We start from the raw sequence: 13,546 nt of genomic DNA, 5'->3' as shown, positions 1-13,546 counted from the left end.
CGGCTTTGGTCGTGTTTACGGCGGGCATTTTTCTGCGGCCAATCGCTTACATCATTGCAGGAATATTAGGGCCTTTGTTTTTTCCCAGAGCGCGCTAGAATGCGCCCCGAACGTGCGGAGAACTGTATGTGGCAACAGACTCTGATAACCCTGCGGGCACGGCCCCGGGGCTTTCATCTGGTAACGGACGAGTTACTCGCCGGCCTGCCTGAACTCAAGGCGTGCCGGGTCGGTCTGTTGCATTTGTGGCTGCAGCATACCTCGGCGTCGTTGACCATCAACGAGAACGCCGATCCGGCGGTCCGTCGCGACTTCGAACGATTTTTCAATCGTCTGATCCCACAAGGAACAGACGGCTATGAGCATAACGACGAAGGCCTGGACGACCTCCCGGCGCACTTCAAGGCCAGCGTGCTTGGCTGCCAGATCAGTCTGCCGGTTTCGGCAGGTCGCCTGGCACTGGGAACCTGGCAAGGCGTTTATCTGGGCGAGCACCGTGATCATGGCGGTGCCCGTAAAGTCCTCGCCACCCTGCACGGTGAAGGGGCGTAAACCGTTGGTCACCAGCGGTTACCGATTTTTTTACGGCGACTTTCGACAGTCGCCAAAGCTGGTCTATAACTAATCTGCTTTTCGCAAGTCATGAGGTAGAACATGAGCGACGATGATCTGGAAAACGACGACCTCGAAGTAGGCGACGAAGACGAGGCCGAGGAAGGCCTGGAAGCAGCAGCGGAAGACGTTGCTGACGACGATGGCGGTGACGATACGCCGGCCCCGGCTGCCAAAGGCAAAGCCAAGGCTGCTGTGTCGGTCGACGAGTTGCCGAGCATCGAAGCCAAGAACAAGGAGCGCGACGCCCTGGCCAAGGCCATGGAAGAATTCCTTGCGCGCGGTGGCAAGGTGCAGGAAGTGGAGGCCAACGTGGTCGCCGATCCGCCCAAGAAGCCGGACAACAAGTACGGCAGCCGCCCTATCTGAGGCGTGCTACCTGCTTGCTGAAAAAGCCCGCCGTCGCTGCGGGCTTTTTCATGCCTGAAACAAAAGCGCTCGTTCACTGCGACATTGTGGCGAGGGAGCTTGCTCCCGCTGGGTCGCGAAGCGACCCCAAAATCTGCAGGCGCAGTTTTTCAGGAATATTGTGTTGGCTGGTTTTACGATTGCTGCGCAGCCGAGCGGGAGCAAGCTCCCTCGCCACAAAAAAAGGTTGTGTGTCAGCTGGAGGTGGCATTCCAGCGGGCGAGCACTGCAGGCAAATCGGTCAGGCTGCGAATTTCGGCATCCGGCAGTCGCTCGGCTTCCCAGTCCTTGCCCGCCGGGTTGAACCAGATCGCGCGCATGCCCGCCTGCTGCGCCCCGGCAATGTCATCGCCTGGATGATCACCAATGTGCACGGCCGCTTCAGCACTCACGCCACCACGCTGCAACGCCTCCTGAAACAGACGCGCGTCCGGTTTGGCGATACCGATGTCTTCAGCGCACAAGGCAAACTTGAAGTAATCCGCCAGCCCCAACCGGCGCACGTCGGCGTTGCCGTTGGTGACCACGCCGAGGGCGTAATGATTGGCGAGGATTTCCAGGGTCGGTTCGACCTCCGGGAACACTTCGATCTGATGCCGTGCATGCAAAAACACCTCAAAACTCTTGTCCGCCAGCTCGGAAGCTTCGCCATGGGCATAGCCAGCGTCTTCCAGTGCGTGGAACAACACCCGTCGGCGCAAAGCGCTGATGCGATGCTTGAGGCCCGGTTCGCTCGCCAGCACCCGCTCGCGAATCGCCCACAAGTGTTCCACCGGCACCGCACCCAGGTTCGGTGCATGTTCGCTCAGCCATTCGCGCAATACCGCTTCGGCGCTGACGATCACCGGGGCGGTGTCCCACAGGGTGTCGTCGAGGTCGAAGGTGATCAACTGGATGTTCATGAATCGTCGCCTTTGCTGCGTTTGGCCCGTGGGTGGGCGCTGTCGTAGACCGCCGCCAGGTGCTGGAAGTCCAGGTGGGTGTAGATCTGCGTGGTCTTGATGTCCGAGTGGCCGAGCAATTCCTGCACCGCGCGCAGGTCCTGCGAGGACTCCAGCAAGTGGCTGGCGAAAGAGTGCCGCAGCATGTGCGGGTGCAGGTTCTGCCCCAGCTCGCGCTCGCCGGCCAGTTTCACCCGCACCTGAATCGCCCGTGGGCCGAGGCGCCGACCTTGCTGGCTGACGAACACGGCATCGTCGGCCGGGTTGGTCATGGCCCGCAGCGGCAGCCACTGTTCCAGCGCTTCGCGCGCCTTTTTGCCGACCGGCAGCAGGCGGGTCTTGCTGCCCTTGCCGAGCACCTGAACCATACCGTCGGCCAGATCCAGCTGATCCAGATTGAGCCCGGTCAGCTCGGACAGGCGCAGGCCTGAGGAATAGAACAGTTCGAGAATCGCTTGATCGCGCCGCGCCAGAAAATCGTCCTCGACCGCACCTTCCAGCAGTTGCAACGCACGGTCGGTGTCGAGGGTTTTCGGCAAGCGCCGTTCGCCTTTCGGCGGCGCCAGACCGGTCGCCGGGTCGTGGTCGCACAGGCCTTCGCGATTCAGATAGTGATAGAGCCCGCGCACCGCCGAAAGCAATCGGGCAAGGCTGCGAGAGGATTGGCCCTGCGCATGCAGGCGAGCGATCAGGCTGCGCAGGCGCTGAATATCCAGCGCCGCCCAACTGCTGATGTTCTGCTTGAGGCACCAGCCGAGCACTTTATCGAGGTCGCGGCGATAAGCCGACAGGGTGTGCGGCGACACCTGTCGCTCACTGCGCAAGTGTTCGCAGTAAGCGTCCAGTTGTCGTTCCATGTTCAGCGTACCGAGCGCAGGGAGCTGTTGACCCGTGGCAGCACGCGGCCCATGACCTCGGCGATGTAGCTGAGGAACAGCGTACCGACCGAACTCTTGTAGTGCTGTGGATCGCGGCTGGCGATTGCCAGAATGCCGTGGATGCCTTGATGGCTGGCCGCGACCACCGCGGTGGAGCCGATCTGCTTGCGCTGCTCTTCGCCGAACAGGAAGTCCAGCTCATGTTCACGCAGAGTACCGCTGACGCTCTTGCCTTCGGTGAGCAGACCGCCGATCGCGGTTTGCGCGTCGGCATGAGTCACCCAGCGGCCAACCGGTGCCGGGTTGTCGCCGAGCAGGATGAGGCTGACAAAGGGCACCTGAAAGTCCTGGCGCAGGCTGTCTTCGACGCTGATCACCACGTCTTCCAGACTGGCCGCGTCCATCAGCGACAGGATCAGGCGGCGGGTCTTGTCGAACAGCCGGTCGTTGTCGCGGGCGACATCCATCAACTGCGAGAGGCGATGACGCATCTCGATGTTGCGGTCGCGCAGGATGCTCATCTGCCGTTCGACCAGCGATACGGTGTCACCGCGCTGATGAGGAATGCGCATGGCCGGCAGCAGTTCTTCGTGCTCGACGAAGAAGTCCGGATGAGCCTCCAGGTATGCGGCAACCGCTGCCGCCTCCAGGCTCTCGGACGCGGATTCGTCGGACTGTCGGGCGGGTACCTGAGGCTTATCGGTCATGGCTTCTGCTCACTCAAAGACGCACTTGTCCTTCGTATACACGCACTGCCGGGCCGGTCATCAGCACCGGGTGGCCAGGGCCTGCCCATTCAATGGACAGACGCCCGCCGGGCAGGTCGATCAACAGCGGCGAATCCATCCACCCCTGGCTGATGGCCGCGACAGCCGCGGCGCAAGCGCCGGTGCCGCAGGCCTGGGTTTCCCCGGCGCCGCGTTCCCAGACGCGCAACTGCGCGCGGTTGCGGTCGATGACCTGGATGAAACCGACGTTGACCCGCGCCGGGAAGCGCGGATGGTGTTCGATTCTCGGCCCCAGTTCATGCACCGGTGCATTGTTAATGTCCTGTACGCGCAATACGGCGTGCGGGTTGCCCATCGACACGGCGGCCAGTTCGACCGTGGTGCCGTCGACTTCCAGCTGATAGCTGCTGGCCTGCGCTGGCGCGTCGAACGGAATGTCCGCCGGCACCAGACGCGGCGCGCCCATGTTCACCCCGATCTGGCCGTCGTTACGCACGTCCAGCTCGATGATGCCGCCCTTGGTCTCGACGCGAATCTGCCGTTTGGCGGTCAGGCGCTTGTCCAGCACGAAGCGGGCGAAGCAGCGTGCACCGTTGCCGCACTGTTCCACTTCCGAGCCATCGGAGTTGAAGATCCGGTAACGGAAATCCACGTCCGGGTTGCTCGGTGCTTCCACAATCAGCAACTGGTCGAAACCGATACCAGTGTGCCGGTCGCCCCATTGCTTGGCGTGCTTGGGCTGAATATGCGCGTGCTGGCTGACCAGGTCGAGAACCATGAAGTCATTGCCCAGGCCGTGCATTTTGGTAAAACGCAGCAGCATGGGTTACTCCGGCAGCAGGCTTTCGCCGGCAAACAGCTCGGCCACGGTTTCGCGGCGGCGCACTTCAAAAACCTGATCACCGTCTACCAACACTTCAGCGGCACGGCCACGGGTGTTGTAGTTGGAGCTCATCACGAAGCCGTAGGCCCCGGCCGAATGCACGGCCAGCAGGTCGCCTTCTTCCAGCGCGAGCTCACGGTCCTTGGCGAGGAAGTCGCCGGTTTCGCAGATCGGGCCGACCACGTCATACCGGCGTGCGGCGCTGTCACGCGGTTTGACCGCGGTGACGTCCATCCAGGCCTGATACAGCGCCGGGCGGATCAGGTCGTTCATCGCCGCGTCGACGATGGCGAAATCCTTGTGTTCGGTGTGCTTGAGGTACTCGACCTGGGTCAGCAGTACGCCAGCGTTGGCGACGATGAAACGTCCAGGTTCGAACACCAGCGCCAGGTCACGCCCGTTCAGACGCTCACGCACGGCCTTGATGTAGTCGCCGGCCAGTGGCGGCTCTTCATCGCGATAGCGCACGCCCAGGCCACCACCGAGATCGATGTGGCGCAGGTGGATGCCGCAGTCGCCGAGGCGGTCGACCAGATCCAGCAGACGGTCGAGGGCATCGAGGAACGGCGGCAGGGTGGTCAGTTGCGAGCCGATGTGGCAGTCGACACCGATCACTTCGAGGTTCGGCAGGTGCGCGGCACGCACGTACACGTCTTCGGCGTCGGCAATGGCGATGCCGAACTTGTTCTCTTTGAGACCGGTGGAAATGTACGGGTGGGTGCCAGCGTCGACGTCCGGGTTCACGCGCAGCGAGACCGGTGCGCGAACACCCAGCTCGGCAGCCACGACTTGCAGGCGCTCGAGTTCGTCAGTGGATTCGACGTTGAAGCAGTGTACGCCGACTTCCAGCGCGCGACGCATGTCGTCACGGGTTTTGCCGACGCCGGAGAACACGATCTTGTCGGCGCTGCCGCCAGCGGCCAGTACACGTTCCAGTTCGCCACGGGACACGATGTCGAAACCGGCGCCGAGACGGGCCAGGACATTCAGCACGCCGAGGTTGGAGTTGGCCTTGACGGCGTAGCAGACCAGGTGCGGCATGCCGGCCAGCGCGTCGGCGTAGGCAAGATACTGGGCTTCGATGTGCGCGCGCGAATAAACATAGGTGGGCGTGCCGAAGCGGTCGGCGATGGCGGACAGCGCCACACCTTCCGCGAACAGCTCCCCGCCACGGTAGTTAAAAGCGTCCATGGCGATCCCTTATTGGTAAACGTCGTGCTTGTGTGCTTTGGACGGCTGCTTCTGCGAAGACTGGGCTTGCTCGGCCGGGTCCTGATCGTCATCCGGCAGGTACAGCGGGCCTTTTTGACCACAGGCCGAAACGAGGCAGGCAACCGCGACGAGCGCAGCAAGGGAAGAGATCAGGCGCTTCATGGCGAAATCCTTGAAAATGCGTTAATTGCGCCGGAGTATACCGGCCACCCGGCAGCTTGCCTATGCGAGGGGGTTCCCGTCCGGCGGGGCTGTCTGGATACTGGGTGGATACAGGTAATTCCTGTGGGAGCGAGCTTGCTCGCGAAGAGGCCGGCACATTCGATATGTTTGCTGCCAGACACTCCGCCTTCGTCGGATCGCCGCCCGGAGCAAGCTCGCTCACACAGGGTTCGGTGTTGATGGGCCGGCAGGTGCTTGGTCGTTAATCTTTGCAATCGGCCGGCAGCGTCCGTATCTTGCGGCGCTTGAGCCTGAGCCGACATTTTTTGAGGTTGCCACAATGAGTTTGTCCGAAGCGCGTTTCCACGATCTGGTCGATGCCACCCAGCAGGCGTTGGAAGAGTTGCTGGAGGATCATGCCGACGATATCGAGATCACGGCCGGCATGATGACCATCAAGTTCGATAACGGCAGCCAGCTGATCATCAGTCGTCAGGAGCCGCTGCGTCAGCTGTGGCTGGCGGCGCGTTCCGGTGGATTCCATTTCGACTACGACGAAGAGTCGGGCAAATGGAGTTGCGAGAAGTCCGAAGAATTGCTCGGTGAAGTGCTGGCTCGTTGTGTCCAGGACCAGGCCGGCCTAGAGCTGGATTTCGAAGAGATCTGATCGTGACCGAGGTTGCCCCGCGCCCACCCAAGCCGCTCTACAGCAACGTCAGCCCCGCGGTGCCTTCGCCGTGCACCGGCGTGTGCCGATTGGATGAGCAGAAGGTCTGCCTCGGCTGTGCGCGGCATGTCGAGGACATTCGCGAGTGGCGCTCGGCGGACGATCAACGCCGCCGGATCATCTGCCAGCAGGCTGCCGCACGAAAATCACATGCCTGATCCGACCTGTGGCGAGGGAGCTTGCTCCCGCTCGGCTGCGCAGCAGTCGTAGGAATTTCAGGGCCGCTACGCGCCCCAGCGGGAGCAAGCTCCCTCGCCACAAGGCGTCTCCTCCGGTCTGGAAGGTGACTTGTATATTTTTTGAGCTGTGATAGTGTCCGAACACGCCTCAACCCATCGAGGCCTGGTGAAAACCCCGTCTTTTTTGGCGGGGTTTTGCTTTTTTTGTGTGCAGAAGAAAGGAGTCTGCCCGGATCATGACCGCACCTTCCATCACCCTTACCCGTCTGGACGTGCAACGTCTGGAGCGCTTGATCGACAACCTGAATGAGAAAGACCAGGCTGCGCCGGGCGTGATCGCGCTGCAAACCGAACTGGACCGCGCCGATACACTGGTCGGTCACGATGAAGTGCCCGTCGATGTCGTGACCATGAATTCCCGCGTGCACTGCCGCGAAGAAGGCAGCGGCAAGGACTATCACCTGACGCTGGTTTATCCCAAGGATGCCAACGCCGACGAAGGCAAGATCTCGATTCTGGCGCCGGTCGGCAGCGCGCTGCTGGGCCTGAAAGTCGGTCAGCACATCGACTGGCCGGCTCCCGGCGGCAAGACCCTGAAACTGACCTTGCTGGAAGTCGAATCGCAGCCGGCCAACGGCGGTGAATTCCGCGAGTGACCCCGCCTCAGACCTGTTCGAGCGCCTCGTTCAGGGCGCGCTCCAGGTCGGCCTTGTAGCGCAGATACAAATTGCTTGAACTCTGACCATCACCGAGCAGGCCCGAGAGGTCCAGGTCGGTGATGTAGCAGCGATAGCGCTCGGTCTCGCGGCGCTGCTCGACGATTTCCCGGGCGACCACGTGGAACAACTGGTCACCATGTTCCAGCTCGCTGAATTCCCGTTGATTGCAATACAAGGTGACTTGCACCTCGCCCGGTGCGGCTTTGCCGACGATCGCCTGCACGTCGTAGAACGGTTTGTTGACCGGTGTCTGCGGCGCCGGCCGTGCTTCGACCCGTCGCGCGCGCCCCGGGCCAGAAGGCAATAACTGGTAATACAAGGTGTCGAGGCTGACCGCCGGGCTGCCGTCCATCGGCAACAGCGCTTCACGTCGGTACTGGATCGATTGCAGGAAACGTTGCAGCGGCACCAGCAGGCTCTGTTCGTCGTGATACGGCAGATGCTGTTGCCACAGCGCGTTGAACTCATCCAGCACGTACAGTTCGGCCTGTTGCTCGCTGATCCGGTAGAACACCTGAATCGATTCCGGCTGGCCCATCGGCAGGATCAGCGCGAGATCGTGATCCTCCAGTGCCATCGGATCCAGGTGCAGCGGACTGTAGCGCGGCTGTTCTTCGCCCAGATAATCGAGCAATGCCGGCAGGGTGGCGAGGGCGACATGGTTGACTTGGCCCGGCACCAGTTCCAGCACGTGATAGTGCTGTTGCACCTGAATCAGGTAGCGGTGATTGAGCTCGCTGAGCAGAAGGTTCTGCGCCGTGTCGACGATTTCTTCGACGCGCCGGGCAATGAACTGTGCGCGGTTGTGGCAGAAACAGCGCACTTTCAATGACGGCTGCTGCGGGCCACGCGGCAGGTTGTTGAGGTAGTCGCGCAGGCAATCGAGCAACGCGTGGGGGCCGTCGAAACGGTTGACCAGCACTTCGTTCCAGCTGTTGAGCGTGACTTGGTCGAGGGTCAGCACAAGGTTTTCGCGTACCCCGGCGTAGCTCAGCGAGTCGGTGCGCTCGGTGGTCATCAGGATATTCAGGTCGCGGTGATGCTTGAGCGGATCGACGCCAACGTTGACCAGCAGCAGCACTTCGCTCGGCACGGCGGCGCGCAGCAGCGGTTCTTCGGCGACGGTCGGCAAGGGCAGGGCGATGCACTGTTGCAGGCTGCCGAGCAGGTTGAACAACTCGAACTCGCTCATGTCGCTGGTGCCGGGGTGCAGCGCCAGTCGGGTGCTGCTGTCGATCACGCCGTTGCGGTGGCACCAGGTCAGGAGTTCAAGCAACTCGCGGCTGCGCTTGATCGGCGCGAAGTGCTCCCACTCCAGCGCGTTGAGGCTGCCGTTGTACAAACCCCACTGGGTTTGCCCGGGCTCTTTCTTGTTCGGCGATTGCACCAGCGTCAGGGTGTCTTCGGCCAGATCCGGGGCGATGCCGGGATTGATGAATTCGACCTTGTCGGCCTTGCGCTCGAACGCGGCGTATAACCGTCGACCGAGTACGTTCAGATCACGCTTGTTGATCAGGCTGACGGTCTGTTCGCTGCGGGCGAACTGCGTCAGGAAGCGATAGCTGTAGTTCAGCTCATTGACCAAGGCGCGGCGTTCGGCACTGACCTGACGGACTTTCCACTGGCTGCGGCTGTCGAGCAAGGCCAGCTGGCGCTGATCCCAATGCCATTCGTGCGCCAGGCGTTCCAGCAACGAGCGCTGCCAGCTCTGGGTGCGGCTGTTGCCGGTGAGCTTGCGGTTGACCTTGAGGTACAGCGCGCGGCGCACCAGTTCAAGACGCTCCGGCTCGTTGCGGGCGCAGAGGTATTCCTCGATGCGTCGGTACACCACCATGTACGGATCGAGTTCATCCAGATCCAGCTGATTGGCGAACACGGCTTGCTTGTAGCGCAGGCTCAGGCACTGCACGTTCGGGTGTTCGCTGGCGTAGACCTCGGTCAGCAACAGCTTGAGCACCGACTTGTAGGGCGACTCGATGCCCTTGAACAACTGCCACAGGCCGGCGCCGATGAACTCACCCGGCGGAATCGTTGCCAGATGCCCGAGATCAAGCGTCTCGTCGGCGCGAATGAAGCGCTTGGACAGCAGAGTGTGGGTGTACAGGTCGTAAGCGCTTTCTTCATAGACCGGCACCAGCCACCAGATCGGCGTGCGCCCGGCCAGCCAGATCGCGGTGCGATAAAACTCGTCCAGCAACAGATAGTGCTGAGTGCTGCCGCAGTTTTCGGAGCTGAGCTGGGTGTCGCGTTCGCCTTTGACGAAGCGCACCGGGTCGATCAGAAAGAAGTGCGCCTCGGCGCCTTGGGTCGCGGCCCAGGCTTCGAGCAGCTGGCATTTCTTGCTCAATTCCGCCAGTTCGCTGTCCGTCAGGTCCGGCGCATGGCAAACCCACACGTCCATGTCGCTCTGATCGGCTTGGGCCAGGGTGCCAAGGCTGCCCATCAGGAATAAACCGTGAATCGGCCGTGGCGGGTTGCTGCCGTGGCGTGGCTTGTAGGAGAACGAGCGGGTCAGGCGCTGCGCTTCGCCCAGCGCATTGGCGTCCGGTTCGTAATTGGACAGCCCGGCTGGCGTGCTGCCGGAAACATAACCCGGCAGCAGCGGGTGATTGACGTGGAAGAACAGTGGCAGCAGGGTCAATACACCTTGCTGGCGGGTCGACAAGCCTTCAAGTGCCCGGCCGAGCCGGCCTTCATTGAGTTTGAGAAAACGCGCACGCAACTGGCTGAGTACCTTGCGGTCGATGCCTTCATCCAGGTCGGGGCGGATTTCGTGGGTGCGCGTCATGTCAGCTCAAACCGGCTCGCAGGCCGGACGAATAAGGTCTCGGAATGGGAGGCAGTTTAGCCTTTGCGCAGCGGGACTTTTAAGCTGAATTTGTTTTTTGACGTCAGATTTTTAGCGGGGGTGCCAGGTGGGCCCGCGGAAATCCCGTGGCAGGAGTTCCCGTGGGCAAAGACGGGAAAAATCAGGCGGTTGCCTGCTCTCTCAGAATGGTCAGCACGGTTTGCACATTTTGCGCGGCATCGCGACCCAGGCTGGTCAGATACCCGCCATCAGGCTGGTCGGTGAGTTCTTTCTCGAAGAGGCGTTTGGCGGCGGCGATATGTTTCGGGGCAGCGGTCTGATGAATTTTCAAACCTTCCTGGGAACTGTCCAGGTTGAAGAGTGCGAGGACTTCCAGTTCGGCAACCAACTCAGGGGTAAGCGACATAAGGACTCCAGACTTTCTAGGAATTGGACGACAGCGCCCCTAAGGTGAACCCGCTTTTGCGGCATGTCCAGTGCCGGAAACAGGCTTTTGCCTTGGAATGCTGTCTGTGGCGAGGGAGCTTGCTCCCGTTGGGGCGCGTAGCGGCCCCAAAATCTTGACGACTGCTACGCAGCCGAGCGGGAGCAAGCTCCCTCGCCACAGAGTCTAGTCTGGAAAATTTGCGTTACTGCTTTTCCGGTGGCAACTCAGGCAACGCACGCAGCGCGGTTTCATACCACTGGGTATCGAACGCCCGGTCTTCATCGAGCATCGCATCAATCTCGTACGCCAGCACGTGCGCCATCAGGTTGAGGATCTCTTCACGCTCGACGCCCACCAGCGTCAGCTTGTTGAAGGTCGCCTTGGCCGCTGGCGGGTTGTCGCTTTCGATCTGGTTCTCGATGGCTTCGATCAACGTCGCCTCGGTGAACTCTTCTTCGTCGTTGTCGATGTCTGTCGGCTCGCTCATGGCAGGCTCCTCAAGGAAAGGCGCCAGTTTACCCGCATTCAGCGGCGTGATGCTGCTGGCAGGATCACGTCCGGCGATCTATAAACAGTGACTGCCCACCCCGCACGGCCTGGAGGCTATGTGATGTTCAAGCTCTACGGATTCGCTGTCAGCAACTACTACAACATGGTCAAACTCGCGCTGCTGGAAAAGGGCCTGGCGTTCGAAGAGGTCACCTTCTACCCGACGCCGACCCCGGAATCGCTGGCAATCAGCCCGCGTGGCAAAGTGCCGGTGCTGGGCGTCGACGCGGGGTTCATCAACGAAACCGCGATCATCCTCGAATACCTCGAACAGACCCAGAAAGGCACACCGCTGCTGCCGAGCGATCCATTCGAGCGTGCGCAGGTATTGGCGATTGCCAAGGAAATCGAGTTGTACATCGAGCTGCCGGGGCGCGCCTGTTATGGCGAGGCGTTCTTCGGCTCGCCGGTGCCGGAGGCGATCAAGGAGAAAACCAAGGCCGAATTGCTGCTGGGTTTCGCGGCACTGGGTCGGCACGGCAAATTCGCCCCATACGTGGCGGGCGACAGCCTGAGCATTGCGGATCTGTACTTCCTGTACAGCGTGCCGCTGGCCTGTGCGGTCGGGCAGAAGCTGTTCGGGATCGACTTGCTGGCAGAGATGCCGAAAGCCAAGGCGCTGCTGGAGCGGCTTGAGCAGAATCCGCATGTGCAGAAGATTGCTGCGGACAAAGAGGTGGCGATGCCGGCGTTTTTGGCGATGATCGCTGCCAAGAAGTAAGTTTTTTGGCGTTTGTAAGTAGGTAATCGCTGGCAAGCCAGCTCCCACAGGTCTTTGGGTCGAACGTAAAATTGTGTTCCAACAAAGAACCCTGTGGGAGCTGGCTTGCCAGCGATGCTTTTAGCGGCTGGCGATCAGGGCCTGGCCGCGAACCACGGCGGCCTTGACCTGCGCCGGTGCAGTCCCGCCGATGTGGTCACGGGCGTTCACCGATCCTTCCAGGGTCAGCACGGCAAACACGTCCTGCTCGATCTGGTCGCTGAACTGACGCAGTTCTTCCAGGCTCATCTCGGCCAGATCCTTGCCAGTGTCCACGCCGTACTTCACCGCGTGACCGACGATTTCGTGGCAGTCACGGAACGGCAGGCCACGGCGTACCAGGTAGTCCGCCAGGTCGGTCGCGGTGGAGAAACCGCGCAGGGCCGCTTCACGCATGATCGCGTGCTTTGGCTTGATCGCCGGGATCATGTCGGCAAAGGCGCGCAGCGAATCGCGCAGGGTGTCAGCGGCGTCGAACAGCGGTTCCTTGTCTTCCTGGTTGTCCTTGTTGTAGGCCAGAGGCTGGCCTTTCATCAGGGTCAGCAGGCCCATCAGTGCGCCGAATACGCGGCCGGTCTTGCCGCGTACCAGCTCCGGCACATCCGGGTTTTTCTTTTGCGGCATGATCGAGCTGCCGGTGCAGAAGCGGTCCGGCAGATCGATGAACTGGAACTGCGCGCTGGTCCACAGCACCAGCTCTTCGGAGAAGCGCGACAGGTGCATCATCGCGATGCTCGCGGCCGAGCAGAATTCGATGGCGAAGTCGCGATCGGAAACATTGTCCAGCGAGTTGCCGCCGACGGCGTCGAAGCCCAGCAGTTGTGCGGTGTATTCGCGGTCGATCGGGTAGGTGGTGCCGGCCAGCGCGGCGCTGCCCAGTGGCATGCGGTTGGTGCGCTTGCGGCAGTCGACCAGACGCTCGTAGTCGCGGCTGAGCATTTCGAACCACGCCAGCATGTGGTGGCCGAAGGTCACTGGCTGAGCAGTTTGCAGGTGAGTGAAGCCGGGCATGATGCTCGCGGCTTCGCGCTCGGCCTGCTCCAGCAGGCCTTTTTGCAGGCGGGTGATCTCGGCCAGGATCAGGTCGATTTCGTCACGCAGCCACAGACGGATGTCGGTGGCGACCTGGTCGTTGCGGCTGCGCCCGGTGTGCAGTTTCTTGCCGGTGATGCCGATGCGATCGGTCAGGCGCGCTTCGATGTTCATGTGCACGTCTTCGAGATCGACGCGCCAGTCGAACTGGCCGGCCTCGATTTCGCCCTGAATGGTTTTCAGGCCGTCGATGATGCTGTCGCGCTCGGCATCGGTCAGCACGCCGACCTTGGCCAGCATGGTGGCGTGGGCGATCGAGCCCATGATGTCGTGGCGATACAGGCGCTGGTCGAAAGTGACGGAGGCGGTTAAGCGGGCGACGAAGGCGTCGACGGGTTCACTGAAGCGGCCGCCCCAGGACTGATTGGTCTTGTCAGTGCTCATGAATTCGCTCGTATCGGCTTGAAGAAAGAAGGCGTGAAACGCTGGCGCGGATAATAACAGGGTTGCCAATCCTGTC

General features: G+C 61.6%; 16 protein-coding genes. 6 read left to right on the top strand and 10 right to left on the bottom strand.

Annotated features, from left to right (window positions below):
• Positions 1–126 precede the first annotated feature (126 nt).
• Entirely contained in the window at positions 127–552 is a 426-nt protein-coding gene (locus ACIP8I_RS10790; RefSeq protein WP_003229414.1) for a secondary thiamine-phosphate synthase enzyme YjbQ, read from the top strand.
• Between the two features lie 102 nt (positions 553–654).
• The gene (gene sutA / locus ACIP8I_RS10785; RefSeq protein ID WP_007964546.1) at positions 655–981 is read left to right on the top strand and encodes a transcriptional regulator SutA; all 327 of its coding nucleotides are present in this window, start codon (positions 655–657) and stop codon (positions 979–981) included.
• Positions 982–1,214: 233 nt separating this feature from the next.
• Here the strand turns inward: sutA and ACIP8I_RS10780 are convergent, their stop codons facing one another.
• From ACIP8I_RS10780 to ACIP8I_RS10755, 6 genes are read right to left on the bottom strand one after another with little or no spacing between them, the layout of a single operon-like run.
• Positions 1,215–1,922 (bottom strand): HAD family hydrolase, encoded by a 708-nt coding sequence (locus tag ACIP8I_RS10780; RefSeq protein WP_400760897.1) that lies wholly within the window; start codon positions 1,920–1,922, stop codon positions 1,215–1,217.
• Positions 1,919–2,818, bottom strand: a complete 900-nt coding sequence (gene xerC / locus ACIP8I_RS10775; RefSeq protein WP_400760895.1) for a tyrosine recombinase XerC — start codon at positions 2,816–2,818, stop codon at positions 1,919–1,921. The genes ACIP8I_RS10780 and xerC overlap by 4 nt, the downstream gene beginning before the upstream one ends.
• Positions 2,819–2,820: 2 nt before the next feature.
• Positions 2,821–3,546 (bottom strand): DUF484 family protein, encoded by a 726-nt coding sequence (locus ACIP8I_RS10770; protein WP_400760893.1) that lies wholly within the window; start codon positions 3,544–3,546, stop codon positions 2,821–2,823.
• Between the two features lie 13 nt (positions 3,547–3,559).
• Positions 3,560–4,390: a diaminopimelate epimerase gene (gene dapF, locus ACIP8I_RS10765; protein WP_400760891.1), complete on the bottom strand. Its 831-nt coding sequence runs from the start codon at positions 4,388–4,390 to the stop codon at positions 3,560–3,562.
• Between the two features lie 3 nt (positions 4,391–4,393).
• A complete protein-coding gene (gene lysA, locus ACIP8I_RS10760; protein WP_400760889.1) occupies positions 4,394–5,641 on the bottom strand; it encodes a diaminopimelate decarboxylase in 1,248 nt (415 codons plus the stop codon).
• Between the two features lie 9 nt (positions 5,642–5,650).
• Positions 5,651–5,824 carry a lipoprotein gene (locus tag ACIP8I_RS10755; RefSeq protein ID WP_007911098.1) on the bottom strand — a complete coding sequence of 58 codons (174 nt, stop codon included), beginning with the start codon at positions 5,822–5,824 and terminating at the stop codon, positions 5,651–5,653.
• Positions 5,825–6,164: 340 nt separating this feature from the next.
• Between ACIP8I_RS10755 and cyaY the strand changes: the two genes are divergently transcribed.
• The 3 genes from cyaY (at position 6,165) to rnk (ending at position 7,386) form a co-directional block, all read left to right on the top strand.
• Positions 6,165–6,491 carry an iron donor protein CyaY gene (gene cyaY / locus ACIP8I_RS10750; RefSeq protein ID WP_007964535.1) on the top strand — a complete coding sequence of 109 codons (327 nt, stop codon included), beginning with the start codon at positions 6,165–6,167 and terminating at the stop codon, positions 6,489–6,491.
• Positions 6,492–6,493: 2 nt separating this feature from the next.
• Positions 6,494–6,709: a DUF1289 domain-containing protein gene (locus ACIP8I_RS10745; protein WP_367082010.1), complete on the top strand. Its 216-nt coding sequence runs from the start codon at positions 6,494–6,496 to the stop codon at positions 6,707–6,709.
• A 257-nt stretch (positions 6,710–6,966) separates the two neighbouring features.
• Positions 6,967–7,386: a nucleoside diphosphate kinase regulator gene (gene rnk / locus ACIP8I_RS10740; protein WP_400760884.1), complete on the top strand. Its 420-nt coding sequence runs from the start codon at positions 6,967–6,969 to the stop codon at positions 7,384–7,386.
• 7 nt (positions 7,387–7,393) lie between these two features.
• Here the strand turns inward: rnk and ACIP8I_RS10735 are convergent, their stop codons facing one another.
• The 3 genes from ACIP8I_RS10735 to ACIP8I_RS10725 form a co-directional block, all read right to left on the bottom strand.
• Positions 7,394–10,237, bottom strand: a complete 2,844-nt coding sequence (locus tag ACIP8I_RS10735) for a class I adenylate cyclase (protein WP_400760882.1) — start codon at positions 10,235–10,237, stop codon at positions 7,394–7,396.
• A gap of 181 nt (positions 10,238–10,418) precedes the next feature.
• A complete protein-coding gene (locus tag ACIP8I_RS10730) occupies positions 10,419–10,664 on the bottom strand; it encodes a TIGR02647 family protein (RefSeq protein WP_007964531.1) in 246 nt (81 codons plus the stop codon).
• 223 nt (positions 10,665–10,887) lie between these two features.
• Positions 10,888–11,172 (bottom strand): hypothetical protein, encoded by a 285-nt coding sequence (locus ACIP8I_RS10725; protein WP_367082007.1) that lies wholly within the window; start codon positions 11,170–11,172, stop codon positions 10,888–10,890.
• Between the two features lie 123 nt (positions 11,173–11,295).
• Between ACIP8I_RS10725 and ACIP8I_RS10720 the strand changes: the two genes are divergently transcribed.
• Positions 11,296–11,955, top strand: a complete 660-nt coding sequence (locus ACIP8I_RS10720; RefSeq protein WP_400760879.1) for a glutathione S-transferase family protein — start codon at positions 11,296–11,298, stop codon at positions 11,953–11,955.
• 120 nt (positions 11,956–12,075) lie between these two features.
• Here the strand turns inward: ACIP8I_RS10720 and argH are convergent, their stop codons facing one another.
• Positions 12,076–13,470 (bottom strand): argininosuccinate lyase, encoded by a 1,395-nt coding sequence (gene argH / locus ACIP8I_RS10715; RefSeq protein WP_400760877.1) that lies wholly within the window; start codon positions 13,468–13,470, stop codon positions 12,076–12,078.
• Positions 13,471–13,546: the final 76 nt, after the last annotated feature.

Source organism: Pseudomonas sp. NPDC088414 (genome assembly GCF_044753325.1).
Lineage (GTDB): Bacteria > Pseudomonadota > Gammaproteobacteria > Pseudomonadales > Pseudomonadaceae > Aquipseudomonas.
The sequence above is the reverse complement of the archived record's forward strand: the minus strand, read 5'-3'. Positions and strand labels throughout refer to the sequence as shown.

What these genes read in the sequence shown, in the direction of transcription:
- ACIP8I_RS10790 (WP_003229414.1), top strand. Translation starts at nt 127, where the DNA reads ATGTGGCAACAGACTCTGATAACCCTGCGGGCACGGCCCCGGGGCTTT.
- sutA (WP_007964546.1), top strand. Translation starts at nt 655, where the DNA reads ATGAGCGACGATGATCTGGAAAACGACGACCTCGAAGTAGGCGACGAA.
- ACIP8I_RS10780 (WP_400760897.1), bottom strand. Translation starts at nt 1,922, where the DNA reads ATGAACATCCAGTTGATCACCTTCGACCTCGACGACACCCTGTGGGAC.
- xerC (WP_400760895.1), bottom strand. Translation starts at nt 2,818, where the DNA reads ATGGAACGACAACTGGACGCTTACTGCGAACACTTGCGCAGTGAGCGA.
- ACIP8I_RS10770 (WP_400760893.1), bottom strand. Translation starts at nt 3,546, where the DNA reads ATGACCGATAAGCCTCAGGTACCCGCCCGACAGTCCGACGAATCCGCG.
- dapF (WP_400760891.1), bottom strand. Translation starts at nt 4,390, where the DNA reads ATGCTGCTGCGTTTTACCAAAATGCACGGCCTGGGCAATGACTTCATG.
- lysA (WP_400760889.1), bottom strand. Translation starts at nt 5,641, where the DNA reads ATGGACGCTTTTAACTACCGTGGCGGGGAGCTGTTCGCGGAAGGTGTG.
- ACIP8I_RS10755 (WP_007911098.1), bottom strand. Translation starts at nt 5,824, where the DNA reads ATGAAGCGCCTGATCTCTTCCCTTGCTGCGCTCGTCGCGGTTGCCTGC.
- cyaY (WP_007964535.1), top strand. Translation starts at nt 6,165, where the DNA reads ATGAGTTTGTCCGAAGCGCGTTTCCACGATCTGGTCGATGCCACCCAG.
- rnk (WP_400760884.1), top strand. Translation starts at nt 6,967, where the DNA reads ATGACCGCACCTTCCATCACCCTTACCCGTCTGGACGTGCAACGTCTG.
- ACIP8I_RS10735 (WP_400760882.1), bottom strand. Translation starts at nt 10,237, where the DNA reads ATGACGCGCACCCACGAAATCCGCCCCGACCTGGATGAAGGCATCGAC.
- ACIP8I_RS10730 (WP_007964531.1), bottom strand. Translation starts at nt 10,664, where the DNA reads ATGTCGCTTACCCCTGAGTTGGTTGCCGAACTGGAAGTCCTCGCACTC.
- ACIP8I_RS10725 (WP_367082007.1), bottom strand. Translation starts at nt 11,172, where the DNA reads ATGAGCGAGCCGACAGACATCGACAACGACGAAGAAGAGTTCACCGAG.
- ACIP8I_RS10720 (WP_400760879.1), top strand. Translation starts at nt 11,296, where the DNA reads ATGTTCAAGCTCTACGGATTCGCTGTCAGCAACTACTACAACATGGTC.
- argH (WP_400760877.1), bottom strand. Translation starts at nt 13,470, where the DNA reads ATGAGCACTGACAAGACCAATCAGTCCTGGGGCGGCCGCTTCAGTGAA.